Below are 19750 nucleotides of genomic sequence, written 5' to 3'. Positions count from 1 at the left end.
TAGTATGAGCGGCTAATGGCTTGAATTTGAAAGTTATATTCTTAACAGATACAGAAACTATAGTGCTTGATTAGCAATAAGATAATGTGAAGAAACGAAAAAGGACAATTAGCGGGCAAACTACGCTTGCCTAGCCGGAGGGTGGCTAGGCAATTGTGGGTAACACTACGGTTGAGCAGGAATCAATCCTTCAATTAAGGCGCTGCGCCATTCTCCAGCGTCTGGATCATAGGCTCCAAAACCAGAGGCATATTCCCAGTAAGCCCAACTAATATTGCGTTTCTCTGCTTCACGAGCAATAAATGCTGTCCAGGCGCGTTGATGATCTGGATCTGAATATTGTGAGAACACACCATATTCACCCATGAAGATTTCGAAACCTCGACCCGCTCCAGCGTTCCAAGCGGTTACCCGGTCGAACAAATCAATAAGCGGTTGTTGATCGGATGCGGTCCCCAACCATGGAGTGCCAATCCATTCTTCAGCCCCTTGAACCCAATCAGCCCCTTGGTGGGTAAAATGGAAAGGTTCGTAGTAATGCACGGTAATAATAGTGTTATTAGCGGTTACGCTGCTGGGTAAATCGAGTTGAGTTAACCCGTCTGGATGGCCCCAGTTAGCAGTGCCGATCATAATGGTGCGCTGCTCCGTACCATTATTTTGCTCATCGGCCATGGTGGTCCAAATTAGCTGAGTCAATCTCCCGATAATGTCATTCCAATCATCGTAACCAATCGTACCGTTTGGCTCGTTCAGTAATTCAAAGACTAGGCTGTCTTCATCATATTCGCTAAGTGGAAAGGCATCGGCAATTTGCGCCCACATGCCCACTAAACGCAGTATGTGGTTCTCTTGCTGGTTTTGGCCATCGTTCATCATTTCTTCGTAGTGATGTACGTTGAGCACCACTTTTAAGTTAGCCGCTAAACTCCAACCCACCACTTGTTTAACTCGCGCCATAAAGCTGGCATCAATTTGGTAAGGGGTGTTTTCGCCTGCATGATTCGACCAGCGCACCGGTATTCGCACGGTTTTAAAACCTGCATCGGCGATGATTTGTAGATCTTGCTCTACCAGCAAGCGGCCACCGGTCCATTCACCTTCATTTGGCGCTTCTAAATAGTTGCCTAAATTTAAACCACGGCCAAGTTGAGTTTGCGCCATACCGCCACTGGCATTCCAACCATAGGTATCGGTGTAGTAGCTGGCGTCTAGCTCTACTTCAGCATCGCTAGGTGCACCAACAGAACTTCCTTCTCCACCACACGCACTGAGCATGACAGCTGCACTACTAAACATTCCAACTAAAACTAATTTCTTTAGATTTCCCATGGTCTTGCTTTCCTTCGCTCACTTATTTTCCAGACTTAGGCTAACCAGAATAAATGTATATAAATAGTAAAAAAACCAACCGTTTGAGGATAACTTGTAGGCACTCACAAATTCATTCTGAAGATGAATTCACACACTAGTTTGTTTCAGTATTTAGGTGAGGTCATGTGACAAAACACGCTCAAATACAGATTAACCACCAACATGGATATTTAACGACAGATGCGTAATAACCAAAAAGCAGCCCCGAAGGACTGCAAAAATGAACTCAAAAGCACATGCTTGGCTTACTATTTTACGGAAGTACAAAAACTCACGTCGGCATGGTGACTATCCATATCATAGTGATGATATAGCTCGAAACAGGGGCGATTATCTACGGTAAGCTCAGCTTTAACCACTTGGGTCATGAGTTGCTGCCAGAACAAAGCGTATTGGCTGTTCTCGGTCACCGTTTTGCGAATGCTGGCGTATTGGCCACTCGGTAAAGTTTGTAACTCTATGCCCGCCGGAGGGTTTACATCACTTGGCACAGCTAAACAAACATCAGTTCTGCATTTATCCGCAGGGGTCAGTTCAGGGTTATCGTGATAAATGAATATTGATTCACCCTTGGCTAATCCCAATGGCCCTGCCCAGCCATATAGTTTTTCAGTGGCAACATCGTAGCCTTCGCCATAGGGGCCGGTGACTCGAACGTAAGCTAAAGTTTTTTGGTCAAAATGTTCAATTTTCATTGCTACACTCCTTGATTGATTTGCAGAGCTAGCATATTGCGAGGCGAGTTCTAAAGCGTGTCCATTGTTGCGCAGTAGGTGTCCAATCTTGCTGTCTCGCAGCAATTGCGTATAGGTACCCATATCTTTGCAGCTTCTGACTGCGCTAGGGCTAATGGCAAAATAACTTCGAAAGGCTTTAGCCAAAGCTTGAGAGCTAGAGAAACCAAAGTCTAAAGCTACTTTAGTAACGGGTTCTTTATGGTAGAAGAGCTGACTAGCTGCTTTTTCTAGTTTTAAACGGCGTAGAAAATCTGCCGGAGTTTCGTCGGTGACCGCTTTAAAAATGCGATGAAAATAATAAGGAGATAAATGAGCCAGCTTGGCCACTTCATCTAGATTAAGGTTTTGATCGTAGTTTTTTTCTAAATAGCGAATAACCGGCACAAACTTTTGGTGGTAGTTGGTTTTACTCATCGTGTAGCCTGCTGATCGTATACCGCTAATTGCTGGTATAACCAAATGGCAGAGGGAACTTGATCGCCGTTGGCCAAGCGAATCAGATAGGCTTTTCCACTCAAAGAGGATTTAGTGGCCAGTTTGTCGATAAACATTTCAGCAGTCCATTTTTCTTTACTTGGAGCAAACCAACTGCTTTGTCCGCGTTTTAACTTCATCCGTAAATGGGCACCCGCTTGTTCCGCATTGTGCTCAGTGCCGTTGCGAATAAACACCAAATCAGTTTGTTCAATGCTGTGTAATAAGGCCTCTATTCTTGCTTGCTGCATAGGCCAGCTTGATTTTTCTAAGTCAGCGCTTGCGCCAATTTGAGCATGTAGGCTCAGCCACAAAATAGCAAAACCATATAAAATCTTGTTCAACATCGAGTAAAGCCATAATTTTATTGTTGATTACTCAATAGTCTATGTCTCCCCACCCCTAAGCTCAAGCCCAAAAACAAGCGTATAATTACAGCGGCAACTTAAGTAGACTAGTCTCAACAAAGCGTGGATATTCATTCAATTAATGACTATTATTTTTCATAATTACCAAACAATTAGCGACCGGAGCTAAGCCAAAATGCACTATTTTTGGGTACCCTTCTTACCCATGCTAGGGATTATCATTCCCTTGCTAACCAATAAATTTAATCGCAGCACCTGTGCTTTAGCTACCGCTTTACTTCCTGCATTAGCGCTTGGCTTAATTCTATTTGATTTACCAGCGGTGCTTGATGGGCAGGCTTTTACTCAAAGCATTGAGTGGATCCCCTTGCTGGGGCTTAACCTCTCCTTTCGTCTAGACGGTTTGTCGGTGTTATTTAGCCTGCTCATTTTAGGCATTGGTTTACTGGTTATCTTATACGCCCGTTATTATTTGTCTGAAAAAGACCATATGGGCCGCTTTTATTGCTACCTAATTATGTTTATGACGGCAATGCTTGGCATTGTTATGTCGAACAACATGCTGCAGCTCTGGTTCTATTGGGAGCTCACTAGCATTAGCTCGTTTTTGCTGATCAGTTTTTGGTCGCACAGTAGTGACGCACGTAAAGGCGCTCGCATGGCCTTAACCATTACCGGGGCCGGTGGTTTAGCCTTGTTAGCGGGTATTGTTTTATTAGGCGAAGTTGTCGGTAGTTACCAACTTAATGTGGTGCTTAACAGCGCAGAACTTGTGCAACAACACCCTTATTACTTGGCTATTCTAAGTTTGTTTTTACTGGGTGCATTTACTAAATCGGCGCAATTTCCCTTTCATTTTTGGTTGCCACACGCCATGGCAGCGCCCACTCCGGTAAGCGCTTACTTGCACTCGGCTACCATGGTAAAAGCCGGTATTTTCTTACTTGCGCGCTTCTACCCTGTGCTAGCAGGCACCGAAGTATGGTTTGTGGTGGTATCGTTAACCGGTTTATTTACCTTACTACTTGGCGCTTACACGGCCTTATTCAAGCACGACTTAAAAGGCTTACTTGCGTATTCAACCATCAGCCATTTGGGCTTAATTGTATTGCTGCTGGGTTTGAATACTGAGTTGGCTGCAATTGCTGCGGTATTCCACATTATTAACCACGCTATTTTCAAGGCCTCGTTGTTTATGGCTGCCGGTATTATTGACCACGAGTCAGGTTCGCGCGATATGCGTAAACTCAATGGCTTATGGAAATACATGCCGATTACTGCCACTTTAGCCATGGTTGCTTCCGCCTCTATGGCTGGGGTGCCGCTACTCAATGGTTTCTTATCCAAGGAAATGTTTTTTACTGAGACTCTCGACCAAAGCATTTTAGGATCTTTGTCTTGGTTAATTCCGGTATTAGCCACCATTGGAGGTGCCTTTGCGGTTGCCTACTCTCTTCGCTTTATTCACGATGTATTCTTTAACGGTGAACCTAAAGGTTTAACCAAAACGCCGCACGAGCCACCTCGTTACATGCGCGTGCCGGTGGAGATATTAGTTGCCCTGTGTTTAGTCGTCGGTATCTTCCCTGCCTACACGGTGGGCCCATTGCTAGATAGTGCTTCGTTAGCGGTGTTAAACCATCCATTGCCTGAATTTAGCTTGGCGATATGGCACGGTTTCAACGTTCCTTTACTAATGAGTGGCTTAGCGATTGCCGGTGGATTGGCGATTTACTTAAACCGTAAGCCCTTGTTTAGGTTTGAAGGTTTGTTCCCTGCCATTGATGCCAAAATAAAATTTGAAGGTGCAATTCAAGCCTGCGTGCGCTGGGCACAAAAAGTGAATCAAACCTTAGAATCTGGCTCGCTGCAGCGTTACGCCTTTTGGTTATGCTTTTTTGCCTTAGCCTTAATTGCCCCGCCACTATTAGATTTGGATACAACTCGAGGCTCTCAAGCGGAATACCCGCTAAACGGTGCTGTAGCCATTGCTGCTGTATTGCTTGTAGCGGGCTCGCTAGCGACGGTAATTTGGAGCCACTATCGTTTAATTGCTTTGCTCATGTTGTCGCTAGTGGGTTTAGTGGTATCAATTACTTTTGCTTACTTCTCAGCCCCAGATTTAGCCTTAACTCAGCTGTCGGTAGAAATTGTCACGGTGATTTTGTTACTACTGGCGTTGTACTTTTTCCCTCAGCACACCCCCACCAGTAAAAGCCGACCCAGCCACTTTGTTCGAGACTTGGCGGTAGCCTCTTTAATCGGCTGTATCATTGGAAGTATTTGTTTTGCGCTGATGACTAGCCCACTCGATAGCATTTCAGAGTTCTTTATCGCTAACGCTAAAACCGGCGGCGGTGGGACTAACGTGGTTAACGTAATCTTGGTGGACTTTAGGGGCTTTGATACCTTTGGTGAAATTACCGTATTGGGTATTGCCGCCTTAGGTATTTACAAATTGATTGCACGCATGCGTTTGTCGATGCGCACCAAGGATCACGATGGTCGCTTGTGGGCCACCGATAAATACCCGGTGCTTCTATCGGTTATTTCACAGAGTTTGTTACCGCTATTCTTGTTGATTTCGGCCTACATATTCATGCGTGGTCATAACTTACCTGGCGGTGGCTTTATCGCTGGACTGATCACCTCCATCGCTCTCATTCAGCAATACTTGGCGCATGGTGTAGATTGGATGACCAAACGAGTAAGCGTAAGTTACCACTACTTTATCGCCATTGGTTTGGTAACAGCCGCAATTACCGGCTTAGGCAGTTGGGCCTTTGGACAACCTTTCTTAACCTCGTGGTTCGATTACTTCTCGCTCCCTTGGATAGGTAAGTTTGAATTAACCAGTGCCTTGGTATTTGACCTAGGCGTTTACCTCACCGTTATTGGAGCAACATTGTTGATTTTAGCCAATTTAGGCAAGCTCACCACCAAAGAACGCCTCACCGTAGGAGTAAGATAATGGAACTCGTTTACTCGGTGTGTGTAGGATTTATGAGTGCCTGTGGCATATTTTTGATGCTACGTGGCCATACTTTTACCTTGGTTATTGGGCTTACCTTGCTGTCTTATTCCGTTAACTTATTTTTATTTGCCAGTGGTGGTTTAACCATTGGTTCGCCAGCGGTACTTAATGGCTCAGAAAACTATGCTGATCCGCTCCCCCAAGCCTTAGTGCTTACCGCCATTGTGATTGGTTTTGCCATGACCGCATTTGCGGTGATTTTAGCAATGCGTGGGCGCGCAGACTTAGGCAATGACCACGTTGATGGTGATGACCCTGTAGACCCACTAGCGCGGGAGGATAAAGCCTAATGAGCTTATTAGATCATTTAGTTATTTTTCCTATCCTGCTGCCATTTTTTGCCGGGGTTATTTTGCTCTTCCCTAGCATTAGTAGTGCGCTGAATAAACAACAAGTATTCACCATTGCTACTAGTGTATTAATGGTGATAGCAGCCGCGATGCTGCTAATAAAAGTGCAAAGTACTGGTATTCAAGTTTACGCATTGGGTAACTGGTCTGCTCCATTTGGCATTGTGTTAGTTGCTGATGCTTTCTCAGCGTTAATGATCGCCTTGAGCGCTATTTTAGGGCTTGCCGTCATCCTTTACGCAAGTGCTGGCGAAGATAAAAACGGCGCCTTCTTTCACCCCTTAATTATGTTCCAACTAATGGGGATTAACGGAGCATTTTTAACTGGCGATGCCTTTAACTTGTTTGTGTTTTTTGAAGTGCTATTAATTGCTTCATATTCACTGATGATCCACGGTGGGGGCAAACAACGGGTTCAGGCAAACATACATTATGTATTCCTAAACCTTATTGGCTCGTCATTATTTTTGTTTGCTTTAGGCACCCTTTACGGCACCTTAGGCACACTGAACTTTGCCGATATGGCCGACAAAATCCCTCATCTTTCTAATAATGAACTGATGATTACCAAGTCTGGCGCATTGCTATTGCTTGCAGTATTTGGCTTAAAGGCTGCGATGCTACCACTGCACTTTTGGCTACCTAAGGCTTATGCAAATACCAGCGCGCCGGTAGCTGCTCTATTTGCGATTATGACCAAAGTAGGCATATACAGCATTTGGCGCGTTCATGGGGTCATGTTTGGAAACCAAGCTGGCGAACTGGCTAACATCGCGTTGCCTTGGCTATGGCCGATAGCACTGGCTACTATCGCTATTGGTGCGATTTCGGTATTAGCGAGCCAAAGCTTAAGGGTTTTATGTAGCAACTTGGTGATAGTTTCGGTTGGCACCTTGTTAGTGACAATTACTTTAAACAGCGTACAAGCTAGCACAGCCGGTATTTACTATTTAGTGCACAGCACGATAGCTTGTGCTGCGATGTTTTTACTCGCGGGCTTGATTCAACAACAACGAGGCAAAGCTGAAGACCGCTTTGTTACCGCTAGAGCGATGCCGCAATCTGCTAAGTTAGGTTTTGTATTTGCGTTGCTGGCTATTGCCTTGATTGGTATGCCACCGTTGTCTGGCTTTGTGGGTAAAGCCTTAATACTGCAATCGGTAACTGATACCAAGCAAATGGCCTGGATTTGGTCACTCATTTTAGGCGCTGGACTGATCTCGCTAATTGCCTTGTCGCGCGCGGGTACTTCATTATTCTGGCGAACTAGTGGTGAAAACACCACCGCGCTGCAAGGAAGTCCTATCCAGTACTTAGCCATTGGTATTTTGCTTGCACTGTTACCATTGATGGTGATTTTTGGAGGACCTATCAGCGATTACGCACAATTAGCTGCCGAGCAGCTCAACGCAGGTTTGAGTTTGCAACAACTTAATGAGGTAGCCAAATAATGAGTAAGAAAAGTAAGTTTGTTTGGTTCCCTACTCCCTACCACAGTTTATTGCTTTGGTTAGTCTGGCAAATACTGCATGAGTTTAGTCGCGGCCACATGGTACTTGGAGCGGTGTTTGCCATCGTTATTCCTTGGATTGTTGCCCCCCTTAGCGAAAAAGAACCGGTGGCTAAAAATCCGCTAAAAGTACTGCTCTACTTGCTGCGCTTGGTACAAGACATCATTGTCTCCAACTTCGAAGTCGCCAAACGAGTGCTACAAAGTAATCGCCACCTAAAACCAGCGTTTATTGCCGTACCAATTACCATTAGCGAACCACTGCCACTGACCATTTTCACCAGTAGTGTGTCACTAACACCTGGTACTTGTAGTGTTGAGCTATCTGATGATAAGCAATGGCTTTATGTGCATGTATTGCACTTAGAAGATGAACAAAAGCTAATTGCTCAAATCAAGCAACGCTATGAAGCGCCGATTAAGGAGATATTCCAATGTTAAGTTATGCCACTTTGTTTGCTAGCGGCTTAATCTGTATCGCTCTGGCGCTAAATGCTTGGCGTTTAATTGTTGGGCCAACGACTCCCGATAGAATCATCGCAGTAGATACCATGTACATAAATAGCATCGCGCTAATTATTTTACTCGGGCTTTATCAAGGCACGACCAGTTACTATGAAAGCGCTTTGTTAATTGCGTTATTAGGCTTTGTAAGTACCGCCGCCTTTTGTAAATACTTGCTTCGCGGCGACATCATAGAATAGGACTAAGCGATGACCAATATATTAGAAATTGTGGTTAGTTTTCTGCTAGTGCTTGGCGCTATTATCATGTTAATTGGCTCTATTGGGCTAGCTAAGCTTCCTGATTATTTCACCCGTTTGCATGCCCCAACCAAGGCTAGCACTTTAGGCGTAGGCTGTATCCTAATTGCCTCTATGGTGTATTTTAGTTTCGACTTAGGCAGGTTGAACTTAAAAGAGTTTCTCATCACGATGTTTTTATTTATTACAGCACCGATTGCTGCACACATGCTAGCCAAAGCTGGCCTGCAGTATAAAGTGAAGCTAAAAGAAGACACTTATAATAAAGATCTCTCGGCAAAAGCCTATTTACATAAAGCGCCTGATGAAGACTAATCAACACCCCGCTGAGTTTTTTAACCAAGCGGCCGAGAATAACAAACAGGCTATACTCAGCCAGTTAGCACCTCGTTTAGGAACGTCACAACGAGTTTTAGAGATTGGCACTGGTACTGGCCAACATGCGGCATATTTTGCTCAAGCCTGTCCGCATCTCCACTGGCAGTGCTCAGATCAACAAGCCAACTTAGCAGCCATTGAATATTGGCACAGCTACTTTGAATTAAACCACCAAACTCAGCCGCTTAATTACCAAATTGGCCAAGACAGCTGGCCTTGTGAGTGTGATGCAGTGTATACCGCAAATACCGCGCACATAATGAGCCCAACCATTGTGCAACAGATGTATTCAGCCATTGGCAAAGGCTTGCCCGTTAACGGCTATTTCTTTCATTAGGGGCCATTTAAGCAAGCAGGCGCTTACAGCGGCCAAAGTAACCAAGCATTTGACCTAATGTTGCAACAACAGGGTTACGGTGGCCTACGAGACATTGAGGAGCTGATAAGCTGGGGAGCGGTTGGAAGGCTAGAGTTATGCGAGCAAATTGACATGCCAGCAAACAACCTCTTGCTGGTATGGCAAAAACGTTAAACACCGGGTACAAAAAAGCCAGTCTTTAGACTGGCTTTTCATTTAGCGCGAATACTGATTAATCAGCACTAGCGGCTTTATCTTCATTGCTATAAATCAAGATAGGATCACTCTCACCTTGAATAACCGTTTGGTCGATAACCACTTTCGAAATGTTATCAATCGATGGCAAGTCGTACATGGTATTAAGCAGTACTGCCTCAACAATTGAACGTAGACCACGAGCACCGGTTTTACGTTCCATGGCTTTATGAGCAATCGCCCGTAATGCGTCTTCACGGAACTCTAACTCAACATCTTCAAGTTTGAACAAAGCGCCATATTGCTTGGTTAGCGCGTTTTTAGGTTCACTTAAGATTTGAATCAAGGCGTCTTCGTCTAACTCTGTTAGCGTAGCAACCACTGGTAAACGGCCGATGAATTCAGGAATAAGACCGTATTTTACTAAGTCTTCTGGTTCAACTTTAGAGAAGGTCTCGCTTAACGAGTTCTTATCCGCTTCGCCTTTTACTTCTGCGCCAAAGCCTATACCAGTACCGGTTGAAGCACGCTGCTCAATCACTTTATCTAAACCGGCAAATGCGCCGCCACAGATAAACAAGATTTTAGAGGTATCTACCTGCAAAAACTCTTGCTGAGGGTGCTTGCGTCCGCCTTGAGGAGGCACTGATGCAACTGTACCTTCGATTAGCTTAAGCAATGCCTGTTGTACACCTTCACCAGATACATCACGAGTAATCGACGGGTTATCTGATTTGCGAGAAATTTTGTCAATTTCATCGATGTAAACAATACCGCGTTGGGCTTTCTCAACATCGTAATCACATTTTTGCAGTAATTTCTGAATAATGTTTTCTACGTCTTCGCCCACGTAACCTGCTTCGGTCAATGTGGTGGCGTCGGCCATCGTAAATGGCACATCTAACAGGCGAGCCAGCGTTTCAGCTAGCAGTGTTTTACCACTACCTGTTGGACCAATCAGTAGGATATTACTCTTACCTAACTCGATACCGTCTGCTACATCACCATTACGCAAGCGCTTATAGTGGTTATACACCGCTACCGCTAATACTTTTTTAGCATGGTCTTGGCCGATAACGTAGTCATCAAGGTGTTCCCTAATTTCTTTAGGAACAGGTAAGGCATTGCCTTCTTTCTTCGGCGATATTTCTTTTATTTCTTCGCGAATAATGTCGTTACATAACTCAACACATTCGTCACAAATATAGACGGAGGGACCGGCAATCAGCTTTCTCACTTCATGCTGGCTTTTACCGCAGAAGGAGCAATACAACAGCTTGCTGCTATCTCCATCACCCTTGCGCTTATCTGTCATTCGTTAACCTCAAACTATGTAGCACTCTTAGCTTTTATCTACAGTGTAAATCAATCCGCTAAGAATGCTATTTTCACTATGCTCTATCTGTACAGACCGTGAAACAATACTAATTATTCACGACGTGCAAAAATATCGTCGACGATACCATATTCCTTGGCTTGTTCAGCCGTCATATAATTATCGCGATCGGTGTCTGCAGCGATAGTATCAAAACTTTGTCCGGTATGCTCGGCTAACAACTCGTTCATACGACGTTTTGTTTTAATGATCTCATTTGCATGAATTTCAATATCAGATGCCTGACCTTGATAACCACCCAAAGGTTGGTGAATCATTACTTTAGCATTTGGCAAACAGTAACGTTTACCTTTTGCGCCACCAGCCAGTAAGAATGCGCCCATACTAGCCGCCATTCCCATACAAACCGTACTAATATTTGGTTTGATAAACTGCATAGTGTCGTAAATTGCCATGCCAGCGCTAATAGAGCCGCCCGGCGAATTAATATAGATAAAGATATCTTTCTCTGGGCTCTCTGATTCCAAAAATAGCAACTGAGCAACCACTAGGTTAGCCATGTGGTCTTCCACTTGGCCAGTTAAAAAGATAACTCGGTCTTTTAGTAGTCGAGAATAAATATCAAAAGAGCGCTCCCCTTTAGAGGTTTGCTCAATAACCATTGGCACCAAAGCCGCCATGGGGTCGAATGCAGACTGATTAACTTCTTTAGACATTGATGCGCTCTTCCTTAAAAAAAATGGCTCGTATGTAGTACATACGAGCCATTATATGCGAGATAAAGGTGGCTAAGTCAAATTAGACCTTAGTTTGCACCTTGCTTGTTCATAATTTCGTCAAAAGCGACTTCTTTTTCAGTTACTTTTGCTTTATCAAGTACAAATTCAATCGCTTGTTCTTCTAACACTACGTTACGAACGTTGTTCATCAACTCTTCGTTTTTAGCATAGTGCTCTAAAACTTCTGTTGGATCTTCGTAAGCAGATGCGAAAGAAGCAATATGTTGCTTAACTTTTTCATCGTCAGCTTTCAGTTCGTTAACTTTAATTAACTCACCTAGTAGCAAACCAGTGCGTACGCGACGTTGCGCTTGCTCTGTGAATAGCTCATCAGGAAGCTCAGGAGCATTTTGTGCATTTTCACCAAAACGTTGCATAGCTTGCTTACGTAGCTGCTCAATTTCTTGAGACACTAGCGCCGCAGGCACGTCAATTTCGTTTTGCTCGATAAGACCAGCTAACACTTGCTCTTTAACACCCGCTTTAAGCGTTTGCTCTAGCTCGCGCTCCATGTTCTTGCGGATCTCAGCTTTAAGTGCGTCTAGTTCACCAGACTCAATACCGAATAGTTTAACGAATTCTTCGTTAACTTCTGCAAGTTCAGGCTTCTCTACTTTGTTTAATTTAATATCGAAAGTAGCCGCTTTACCTTTTAGATTTTCAGCGTGGTAATCTTCAGGGAAGTTCACTTCGATAGTGAATTCTTCGCCAGTTTTCTTACCCATGATTCCATCTTCAAAACCTGGAATCATACGACCAGCGCCCATAGCTAGGTCAAAACCTTCTGCTTTGCCGCCTTCGAATTCTTCACCATCAATTTTACCTAAGAAGTCTAGGTTTACGCGGAATTCGTTTTTAATCATGCCCTTGGTTTCTTTCCAAGTAGCTTGTTGCTTACGTAAAGTGTCGATCATTGCATCAACATCTTTTTCGTTTACTGTAGCAACTTGTTTCTCAACTGCGATTGCATCTAGGCCAGAAACTTCAACTTCTGGGAAGATTTCAAACGTAGCGCTAAAACTAAACTCACCATCTTTGGTGTCGCCAGGCTGAAGTGCTGGTGCACCTGCTGGGTTTAGTTTTTCTTGAATGATTGCTTCGTAGAATGAACGTTGCATAGCTTGACCTGTCACATCGTGACGAATCGCAGCACCGTAACGCTTCTTAATTACGCTTACTGGCACTTTACCAGGGCGGAAACCGTCGATGCGAGCACGACGTGATTCTTGACTAAGCGCTTGCTCAATTTGCTGTTCGATTTGCGCAGCGTCAATCGAAATCGTAACACGACGCTCCAAGCCCTGAGTTGTTTCTACTGAAACCTGCATTTTATTACCTCGGCTATAGTCAGCACCCTGCTGACAATTTACTTACGTAAACAATGGGAGTTTAACTGCTCACTACTGCGAACCAGCTGTCCTTGAATAAGGGCCCATAATTTCAAAACGCCGCATTATAGCCATGGTTTCGGTCAAGGTCGAGGCTGTTTGCTCGATAATCACAGATATCGCGTAAATATTTGCTGCTACGCATACCCGTTTGGCGATTTTAAACGCACAAACCCCAAAACGCGCCCAAATAAGCCTTTAGCGCTAAATGATAGATTGATTGCTTATTGTTAGCTCGGCCGCACAAAAATAGACCAACGACTCTAGAATACTAGGCAAGGCGATTACTAACTTTTATACTCTCCCCCAATAAACCAAGTGTAATTATTAGGGATAGATGAAGAACCAAGGCTTTACGTTAATCGAGTTAGTTGTGGTGATTATTGTTCTTGGCATTCTTGCGGTTACCGCTGCCCCCAAGCTCTTAAACCTTTCAAGCGACGCGCGGATTAAAACCATCGAACAGATCAAGGTAAGCGTTAAGGCCGCTAACGATCTACTCACACTAAAATCTTATATGCCCAGCTATGTTGCTCAGCAAGTTGTCAACCGTGAGGATTTAATCGACGTTGATATGGATGGTGATGGTAACTTTGATGTGTTTAACCCCGATAGCCCAGACGTGCGCTTAAAATGGCGCTATTTAGACAATACCGACATTACTAAGCGTATTGATATTGACGATACCTTTGTACTACAAGAACAAGGGATTGCTTTTACTTACCTAGGTTACGATAGAAACGATAACGGCCAAGTCACCGACGACAACTGCTATTTTCAATATACTCAAGCCAGTAATGATACTACACCTCCGCAATACGATTTAATCACTAGCGGCTGTTAGCTGACTTAAACGACCTCGTTAAAGGCCTAAATATTCTCACTAATTCAACAGCCAAACAGCTCAACTAAAAGCAATATCAGTTAACACCGCCGCAACACACAAGAAACATCAAACCATTTTTGATGTCAGCATCTTATACACCAATCACCAAAAGGTCACACCACTTAGTGACAAATCAATCACTTATGGTTTGGCGCGCTTAATGCATTCGCAATCACGTACTAATTGTAAGGATATAAAACAACTAAAAAGTTAAAAGGATATAGACCATGGAAACGTACAAAAAGATAATCACTACTGCATTGTTTGCTAGCACATCATTTACTAGCTTTGCTGCAACTATCTACCTAGACCCATTTGCTGATAACTTACGATTAACTGATGGCGCATCAGCACTTAGCGTTGTTAGCGAATCGAAATCCACTTTAACCGGGGGTAGCTGTGTAGGTACGATTTGTAAGCACAATGACAATTCTCAATTTAGCAATGATGGCACGGGCGGCCTAATGGGCTTATTACCCTATACGGCTAGTCTGGATACACAAGGTTTAGGCACTGATTGGGTGCTAGACCTCGAATACGAAGATGTTTCAGGAGGCTATGCTAACGGCGTATCATATTACGACGACTATAAAACCTTTGGTTTCCACCTTCACAATAAGTTAAACGGAGAAACCCACAAAATTGCTGAGCTTCTGGTCACCGGTGGCCACCTAGAAGTAGGTAATAGCCATATAGATGGTTTATTCAACTATGACTGGTATGACGACACGGTTGATAGCGACTTAGCCACAAGCTTTTTCAATATTAAAGTAAACGATACTATCACTTCTATATATGACTTATGGGAGCAAGGTAGCGACGTAGCTTGGCGCTGGGATTTTAATATCGCCGGAGGGGAAGAGATCCTTTATACAGGTGATTCAACGGCAGCGTTTCGAGATGTCAGCATCACCGGCGAAATGCAAATATACGCTGTAGATGAGCCCACTACACTGGCAATATTTGGTATTGGTTTAATACTATTAAGCAGTGTTAATCGTAAACGATTTGTTTAACACCATTTGTCACTAAATCAGCCTAAGGGCTGATTTAGTTTTTACTCCACCCCCACAAATAATACATAAACCTCAATGGAGTAGATGAAATACGTCTTGGTAGACGAATCGATTATTAAGAACGCTTTACCGGAACAAGTTTATTTACTGAGAGTAAACTGATAACACATGATGAGAGAGTTGCGAGTGGTAAATACTGAATAACAAATACAAAAAAGCCCCGTCATTACTGACGAGGCATCATATAGTGGTCGGTAATGAGCAAAGTTTAAAAGCGAACGCCCGACTTTATGCCTGAATCCTCGCCATCGCAGCTTACAGATACAAAAAAGCCTCGTCGTTGCTGACGAGGCTTCCTGTAGTGGTCGGTGATGAGAGATTCGAACTCCCGACCCTCTGGTCCCAAACCAGATGCGCTACCAAGCTGCGCTAATCACCGAAAACTTGTTGGTATGTTTTAAGCGTTACCCACGCTTACACCAATAATGGTGCGGAAGGAGAGACTTGAACTCTCACACCTTGCGATACTAGAACCTAAATCTAGCGCGTCTACCAATTCCGCCACTTCCGCAAAACTATTTTTCGCAACATTGCTATGGCAATGTAGTCGAATAATGGGGTGAGTAATGGGGCTTGAACCCACGACAACCGGAATCACAATCCGGGGCTCTACCAACTGAGCTATACCCACCACAAACTTTTCGTGCTAATTAAAGCACATATTTGGCGCACCCTGTAGGACTCGAACCTACTACCTACGGCTTAGAAGGCCGTTGCTCTATCCAGATGAGCTAAGGGCGCATCTTTAGCGTCAAATAACCCAGTGTAAACACTAGGCTTTAAAATTTGGTCGGTGATGAGAGATTCGAACTCCCGACCCTCTGGTCCCAAACCAGATGCGCTACCAAGCTGCGCTAATCACCGATTTGTTTAAAGCAAAGCTTTGTGCCCTTCAACGGAGGCGAATACTACCCACTTGGATGGTCAGCGTCAAACAGTTTTTAACGCTTATTTACCGATTGGTTACAGCATAGCCAAATTGAGTAGTTTTCGACAGTATCGCGCTCCATTTATCATCAACTTACCTTCTATAAAGGTTAGATGAGCTTACAGCACTCTCCTCATTCTAAACGCAACAAGTGATTATTAAGATCATTGTTATTTGTTAATCCAAATCAAAAGGCTAATACGACTAAAGTAGTAGTCTTTGGGTGTTTTATAAAACACACATTAAACACAACTCAATTGTTACAGTTGGAATGGAATCTCATGAGTGATGTAGCGTTATCCATCTTGGTCTTATCGGCCGTGGCTGTTATTGGCCTTTGGTTTGGTGGCTTAAAAATTCGCGGTGTTGGCTTAGGCATTGGCGGCGTATTATTTGGCGGCTTATTTGTTGGCCACTTTATTAAGCAATTTGGTTGGCACCTCGACCCCCATGCCCTGCACTTTATTAAAGAATTTGGCCTTATTCTGTTTGTTTACACTATTGGTATTCAAGTAGGTCCTGGTTTCTTTGCTTCCTTAAAAGCCAGTGGACTAAGGCTTAATTTACTCGCGGTTGGCATTGTATTGCTTGGCGGTGTGACCGCCGTAGCCTTACATTATATCTTCGATCTTCCTTTAAACGTCTTTTTAGGCATATATAGTGGTGCAGTAACCAATACCCCCTCTTTAGCGGCTGGGCAGCAAATATTGCAAGAACTAGGTATGGCAACCGAGGACACCACTGTGCTTGGTTTGGGCTACGCCATGGCTTACCCGTTCGGCATTTTAGGCATCTTACTAACGATGTGGATTATTCGCTTAGCCTTTAGAATAGATATAGATAAAGAAGCTGATGAGTTTGACAACGCTAAAGGTAAAAAGAAGCAAAGCCTATTAGACATCAATGTCATCATTGAAAACCCCAATTTAAATGGCTTAGCATTTTCTGATTTAAGTAAGCTTATTGGTGAAGATGTTATTTGCTCGCGGGTTAAATCGGATGGCGAGCTTAAAGTCCCTAGTCCCGACATGCTTATGCACAAAGGCGACTACCTGCATTTAGTTGGACCCAGCCGGATTAAGTTAGACCAGGCCACATTGATTATTGGCCAGGAAATTAGCGAGTCATTATCCACCAAAGGTACACTACTTCGTAGTGAACGGGTGGTGGTTACTGAAGAACGCATTCTTGGTAAAAAGCTTAGTGAGCTCGATTTAAAACACAGTTTTGACGTTATCATCTCGCGACTAAACCGTGCCGGTGTGGAGCTAGTTGCCAACAAAGACACCATCTTACAATTTGGTGACATTCTAAATATTGTCGGCCCCAGTGAAGACATCGAAAAAGTGGCAAAAAGCCTCGGTAATGTGCGCAGTAAACTACAACACGTACAAATGCTACCTATCTTTATAGGCATTGGTTTGGGTGTATTGTTAGGCTCTATGCCTTTGGCTATTCCAAGTTTGCCAGCCCCACTAAAACTAGGTTTAGCCGGTGGGCCGCTGATTGTAGCCATTATATTAGCCCGAATCGGTAGTATAGGTCGCTTGTATTGGTTTATGCCACCGAGTGCCAACTTGGCCTTACGAGAAATAGGTATTGTGTTGTTCTTAGCGGTGGTAGGAATTAACTCAGGCGCTAACTTTATTGAAACCTTAGTAGAGGGTGATGGCTTAAGTTGGATGTTCTACGGAGCGTTTATCACCTTAATCCCATTGTTAATCATTGGGTTTATTGGCCGTTACATACTTAAAGTTAACTATCTCAGTTTATGTGGCTTAATGGCTGGATCGATGACCGATCCACCAGCCTTAGCCTTTGCTAACTCAATACACAGCACTTCAGGCGCTTCTGCGCTTGCCTATGCCACCGTTTACCCTTTGGTGATGTGTTTACGCATCTTATCTCCACAGGTTATTGCCGTGTTGCTTTGGGTAGCAGCGTAATCTTAAAGGCCCGCTTAATGCGGGCTTTTTCATTCCGTGACTAATAAAGCCACAATTCTCTTCAAAAAAATCTGACATTTTTTCGCCTATCATGCCAAAATAGCGCCCTCTAACATCGCCAATCATTCGTTAAAGAAGAATCAATGTCTGCACAAATAATTGATGGAAAAAAAATCGCCCAGCAAGTTCAAGATAAGGTTGCTGAACGGGTAAAGCAAAGAGTCGCTGAAGGAAAACGTGCTCCTGGACTCGCGGTAATTTTGGTGGGTGATAACCCCGCCTCTCAAGTATATGTAGGCAGTAAACGCCGAGTATGTGAGGCCGTAGGCTTTATTTCTAAATCAATCGATTTAGATGACTATACTGATGAGCTAACTCTATTAGCAGAGATTGACAAACTAAACGATGACCCACTAATAGACGGTATTTTAGTTCAACTACCGCTACCAAAAGGCATCGATGAAACCAAAGTTGTTGAGCGTATCCGTCCAGATAAGGACGTTGATGGCTTTCACCCCTACAATATTGGCCGCTTAGCCCAGCGCATTCCCGCTTTGCGCCCATGCACCCCTAAAGGTATTATCACGCTAATCGAATCTACCGGTGTAAGCCCTTATGGCTTAGAAGCCGTAGTGGTTGGTGCATCGAACATTGTGGGTCGACCAATGACCTTAGAGCTATTACTCGCAGGTTGCACCACCACCACATGTCACCGCTTCACTAAAGACTTAGAAGCGCACGTGCGCCGCGCTGATTTAGTGGTAGTCGCCGTTGGCAAGCCGCAATTTATCCCCGGTGAATGGATTAAACCAGGAGCGATGGTTATCGATGTAGGTATTAACCGATTAGACAGCGGAAAGCTAGCCGGCGATGTTGAGTACGAAGTAGCGCGTCAAAATGCAGCGTTTATTACGCCGGTACCAGGCGGCGTTGGCCCAATGACTGTAGCCACCTTGATTCAAAATACCTTAGAAGCCTGTGAAGAGTTCCACGACCAATAATTAAAACTGGCGAGTACTTTACTCAAAGTATTCGCCTTTTCTAATGCAACTTAATCAAAAGTAAGCTAATTTTAAACAAGGAACTTGACTAGGATAGCTTATGTTCGGCCGTTACTTATTGGCATGTGTTTTGTTACTGCCCCTCGCCTCTCGGGCGACCACAATTAATTTTGTAACGGAAAACCTCCGCCCATTTAACTACGTTGAAGACGCCCACTTAACAGGTATTTCGGTTGAATTGTTGCGCTTAGTTTGGCAAGAAATGGGCGAAGACCCACAACCAATTCAAGTAAAAACTTGGGAAAAAGCCTACTACTTACTGCAACATCGGCCTAATATGGCCTTGTTTTTGACCATGCGTAGCCCACGTAGAGAACACATGTTTCATTGGGCCTGCCCAATCACCACCTCAGATATAGAGTTAATTGCCTTAAAGTCACGCGCCATAGAAATAGACGAAGTTGGCTCTGACTCCAAAATTTTATATGGCGCAATGAAAGCCGGTGTTGGTGAACAGTTGTTGCTTTATAAAGGTGTAGAGTTTGAACAGATATCGTTAACTGATGACCTTGAGAAAGCTCTACGAATGTTAAAGCGTGAGCGAGTTGACGTGATAGCGTCTGAACCGGAAGTAATTAACCAAACCGCTGCGGCTTTAGGTTTTGAAGAAGAGTTGTTTGAATCAGTTTACCCACTTGGAAAACTTGAAGGTTGTTACGCCTTTAGCCAAGGCACAGATCCTGAGTATTTAGAACGATTTCGCCGAGCACTGTCAAAAGTCACAGCTACCGAGCAATATCAACGCCTGCTAGACAAATACCAGATGTAAAAAAGGCAGCCTAAGCTGCCCTTTTATTAGTTTGAATAC

Annotated in this window: 17 protein-coding genes, 5 tRNA genes and 1 pseudogene; 12 read left to right on the top strand and 11 right to left on the bottom strand. The window is 44.0% G+C overall.

Annotated features, from left to right (window positions below):
- Positions 1–165 precede the first annotated feature (165 nt).
- From ACLD71_RS14055 to ACLD71_RS14045, 3 genes are all read right to left on the bottom strand, one after another.
- Positions 166–1332: a glycoside hydrolase family 5 protein gene (locus ACLD71_RS14055; protein WP_137675146.1), complete on the bottom strand. Its 1167-nt coding sequence runs from the start codon at positions 1330–1332 to the stop codon at positions 166–168.
- Between the two features lie 290 nt (positions 1333–1622).
- A complete protein-coding gene (locus ACLD71_RS14050; RefSeq protein ID WP_411991070.1) occupies positions 1623–2525 on the bottom strand; it encodes an AraC family transcriptional regulator in 903 nt (300 codons plus the stop codon).
- A complete protein-coding gene (locus ACLD71_RS14045) occupies positions 2522–2932 on the bottom strand; it encodes a DUF5329 family protein (protein WP_137675145.1) in 411 nt (136 codons plus the stop codon). Before ACLD71_RS14045 ends, ACLD71_RS14050 begins: the two co-directional genes overlap by 4 nt.
- A 196-nt stretch (positions 2933–3128) precedes the next feature.
- Here ACLD71_RS14045 and ACLD71_RS14040 point away from each other — a divergent pair, with 196 nt between their 5' ends.
- The 7 genes and pseudogenes from ACLD71_RS14040 (at position 3129) to ACLD71_RS14010 (ending at position 9521) form a co-directional block, all read left to right on the top strand.
- Entirely contained in the window at positions 3129–5924 is a 2796-nt protein-coding gene (locus ACLD71_RS14040; RefSeq protein WP_411991069.1) for a monovalent cation/H+ antiporter subunit A, read from the top strand.
- Positions 5924–6277, top strand: coding sequence for a Na+/H+ antiporter subunit C (locus ACLD71_RS14035; RefSeq protein WP_137675143.1), 354 nt, complete (start codon positions 5924–5926; stop codon positions 6275–6277). The genes ACLD71_RS14040 and ACLD71_RS14035 overlap by 1 nt, the downstream gene beginning before the upstream one ends.
- A complete protein-coding gene (locus ACLD71_RS14030; RefSeq protein ID WP_411991068.1) occupies positions 6277–7788 on the top strand; it encodes a monovalent cation/H+ antiporter subunit D in 1512 nt (503 codons plus the stop codon). Before ACLD71_RS14035 ends, ACLD71_RS14030 begins: the two co-directional genes overlap by 1 nt.
- Complete coding sequence (locus ACLD71_RS14025) at positions 7788–8288, top strand: Na+/H+ antiporter subunit E (protein WP_137675141.1); 501 nt, start codon at positions 7788–7790, stop codon at positions 8286–8288. Before ACLD71_RS14030 ends, ACLD71_RS14025 begins: the two co-directional genes overlap by 1 nt.
- Positions 8282–8551 (top strand): K+/H+ antiporter subunit F, encoded by a 270-nt coding sequence (locus ACLD71_RS14020; protein ID WP_137675140.1) that lies wholly within the window; start codon positions 8282–8284, stop codon positions 8549–8551. The genes ACLD71_RS14025 and ACLD71_RS14020 overlap by 7 nt, the downstream gene beginning before the upstream one ends.
- Before the next feature lie 9 nt (positions 8552–8560).
- Entirely contained in the window at positions 8561–8926 is a 366-nt protein-coding gene (locus ACLD71_RS14015) for a Na+/H+ antiporter subunit G (protein WP_137675139.1), read from the top strand.
- A pseudogene (locus tag ACLD71_RS14010) lies at positions 8916–9521 on the top strand (DUF938 domain-containing protein). Before ACLD71_RS14015 ends, ACLD71_RS14010 begins: the two are co-directional and overlap by 11 nt.
- Before the next feature lie 58 nt (positions 9522–9579).
- Here the strand turns inward: ACLD71_RS14010 and clpX are convergent.
- The 3 genes from clpX to tig form a co-directional block, all read right to left on the bottom strand.
- Positions 9580–10857, bottom strand: a complete 1278-nt coding sequence (gene clpX, locus ACLD71_RS14005) for an ATP-dependent protease ATP-binding subunit ClpX (protein WP_137675368.1) — start codon at positions 10855–10857, stop codon at positions 9580–9582.
- A gap of 113 nt (positions 10858–10970) precedes the next feature.
- Positions 10971–11594, bottom strand: a complete 624-nt coding sequence (clpP, locus tag ACLD71_RS14000) for an ATP-dependent Clp endopeptidase proteolytic subunit ClpP (protein WP_137675367.1) — start codon at positions 11592–11594, stop codon at positions 10971–10973.
- A gap of 89 nt (positions 11595–11683) precedes the next feature.
- Positions 11684–12985 (bottom strand): trigger factor, encoded by a 1302-nt coding sequence (gene tig, locus ACLD71_RS13995; RefSeq protein WP_137675366.1) that lies wholly within the window; start codon positions 12983–12985, stop codon positions 11684–11686.
- 397 nt (positions 12986–13382) lie between these two features.
- Here tig and ACLD71_RS13990 point away from each other — a divergent pair, with 397 nt between their 5' ends.
- Together ACLD71_RS13990 and ACLD71_RS13985 are read left to right on the top strand one after the other, a co-directional pair.
- Positions 13383–13889, top strand: coding sequence for a Tfp pilus assembly protein FimT/FimU (locus tag ACLD71_RS13990; protein WP_411991067.1), 507 nt, complete (start codon positions 13383–13385; stop codon positions 13887–13889).
- Positions 13890–14158: 269 nt separating this feature from the next.
- A complete protein-coding gene (locus ACLD71_RS13985) occupies positions 14159–14947 on the top strand; it encodes a hypothetical protein (protein WP_411991066.1) in 789 nt (262 codons plus the stop codon).
- Positions 14948–15309: 362 nt separating this feature from the next.
- Here ACLD71_RS13985 and ACLD71_RS13980 read toward each other — a convergent pair.
- The 5 genes from ACLD71_RS13980 to ACLD71_RS13960 all read right to left on the bottom strand — a co-directional run bounded on the left by ACLD71_RS13980 (position 15310) and on the right by ACLD71_RS13960 (position 15871).
- Positions 15310–15386 (bottom strand) — tRNA-Pro (locus ACLD71_RS13980).
- 47 nt (positions 15387–15433) lie between these two features.
- Positions 15434–15518 (bottom strand) — tRNA-Leu (locus ACLD71_RS13975).
- A gap of 44 nt (positions 15519–15562) precedes the next feature.
- Positions 15563–15638 (bottom strand) — tRNA-His (locus tag ACLD71_RS13970).
- Positions 15639–15671: 33 nt separating this feature from the next.
- Positions 15672–15748 (bottom strand) — tRNA-Arg (locus tag ACLD71_RS13965).
- Between the two features lie 46 nt (positions 15749–15794).
- Positions 15795–15871 (bottom strand) — tRNA-Pro (locus tag ACLD71_RS13960).
- A gap of 345 nt (positions 15872–16216) precedes the next feature.
- Here ACLD71_RS13960 and ACLD71_RS13955 point away from each other — a divergent pair.
- The 3 genes from ACLD71_RS13955 to ACLD71_RS13945 all read left to right on the top strand — a co-directional run bounded on the left by ACLD71_RS13955 (position 16217) and on the right by ACLD71_RS13945 (position 19711).
- Complete coding sequence (locus ACLD71_RS13955) at positions 16217–17881, top strand: putative transporter (RefSeq protein ID WP_411991065.1); 1665 nt, start codon at positions 16217–16219, stop codon at positions 17879–17881.
- A gap of 143 nt (positions 17882–18024) precedes the next feature.
- Positions 18025–18882, top strand: coding sequence for a bifunctional methylenetetrahydrofolate dehydrogenase/methenyltetrahydrofolate cyclohydrolase FolD (gene folD / locus ACLD71_RS13950; protein WP_411991064.1), 858 nt, complete (start codon positions 18025–18027; stop codon positions 18880–18882).
- Between the two features lie 100 nt (positions 18883–18982).
- Positions 18983–19711 carry a substrate-binding periplasmic protein gene (locus ACLD71_RS13945; RefSeq protein WP_137675361.1) on the top strand — a complete coding sequence of 243 codons (729 nt, stop codon included), beginning with the start codon at positions 18983–18985 and terminating at the stop codon, positions 19709–19711.
- Positions 19712–19750 lie beyond the last annotated feature (39 nt).

It is taken from the genome of Agarivorans sp. DSG3-1 (assembly GCF_046774965.1).
Taxonomy (GTDB): Bacteria; Pseudomonadota; Gammaproteobacteria; order Enterobacterales; family Celerinatantimonadaceae; genus Agarivorans.
The sequence above is the reverse complement of the archived record's forward strand: the minus strand, read 5'-3'. Positions and strand labels throughout refer to the sequence as shown.

Coding starts and splice junctions, on each gene's coding strand:
- ACLD71_RS14055 (WP_137675146.1), bottom strand. CDS start 1,332: ATGGGAAATCTAAAGAAATTAGTTTTAGTTGGAATGTTTAGTAGTGCA.
- ACLD71_RS14050 (WP_411991070.1), bottom strand. CDS start 2,525: ATGAGTAAAACCAACTACCACCAAAAGTTTGTGCCGGTTATTCGCTAT.
- ACLD71_RS14045 (WP_137675145.1), bottom strand. CDS start 2,932: ATGTTGAACAAGATTTTATATGGTTTTGCTATTTTGTGGCTGAGCCTA.
- ACLD71_RS14040 (WP_411991069.1), top strand. CDS start 3,129: ATGCACTATTTTTGGGTACCCTTCTTACCCATGCTAGGGATTATCATT.
- ACLD71_RS14035 (WP_137675143.1), top strand. CDS start 5,924: ATGGAACTCGTTTACTCGGTGTGTGTAGGATTTATGAGTGCCTGTGGC.
- ACLD71_RS14030 (WP_411991068.1), top strand. CDS start 6,277: ATGAGCTTATTAGATCATTTAGTTATTTTTCCTATCCTGCTGCCATTT.
- ACLD71_RS14025 (WP_137675141.1), top strand. CDS start 7,788: ATGAGTAAGAAAAGTAAGTTTGTTTGGTTCCCTACTCCCTACCACAGT.
- ACLD71_RS14020 (WP_137675140.1), top strand. CDS start 8,282: ATGTTAAGTTATGCCACTTTGTTTGCTAGCGGCTTAATCTGTATCGCT.
- ACLD71_RS14015 (WP_137675139.1), top strand. CDS start 8,561: ATGACCAATATATTAGAAATTGTGGTTAGTTTTCTGCTAGTGCTTGGC.
- clpX (WP_137675368.1), bottom strand. CDS start 10,857: ATGACAGATAAGCGCAAGGGTGATGGAGATAGCAGCAAGCTGTTGTAT.
- clpP (WP_137675367.1), bottom strand. CDS start 11,594: ATGTCTAAAGAAGTTAATCAGTCTGCATTCGACCCCATGGCGGCTTTG.
- tig (WP_137675366.1), bottom strand. CDS start 12,985: ATGCAGGTTTCAGTAGAAACAACTCAGGGCTTGGAGCGTCGTGTTACG.
- ACLD71_RS13990 (WP_411991067.1), top strand. CDS start 13,383: ATGAAGAACCAAGGCTTTACGTTAATCGAGTTAGTTGTGGTGATTATT.
- ACLD71_RS13985 (WP_411991066.1), top strand. CDS start 14,159: ATGGAAACGTACAAAAAGATAATCACTACTGCATTGTTTGCTAGCACA.
- ACLD71_RS13955 (WP_411991065.1), top strand. CDS start 16,217: ATGAGTGATGTAGCGTTATCCATCTTGGTCTTATCGGCCGTGGCTGTT.
- folD (WP_411991064.1), top strand. CDS start 18,025: ATGTCTGCACAAATAATTGATGGAAAAAAAATCGCCCAGCAAGTTCAA.
- ACLD71_RS13945 (WP_137675361.1), top strand. CDS start 18,983: ATGTTCGGCCGTTACTTATTGGCATGTGTTTTGTTACTGCCCCTCGCC.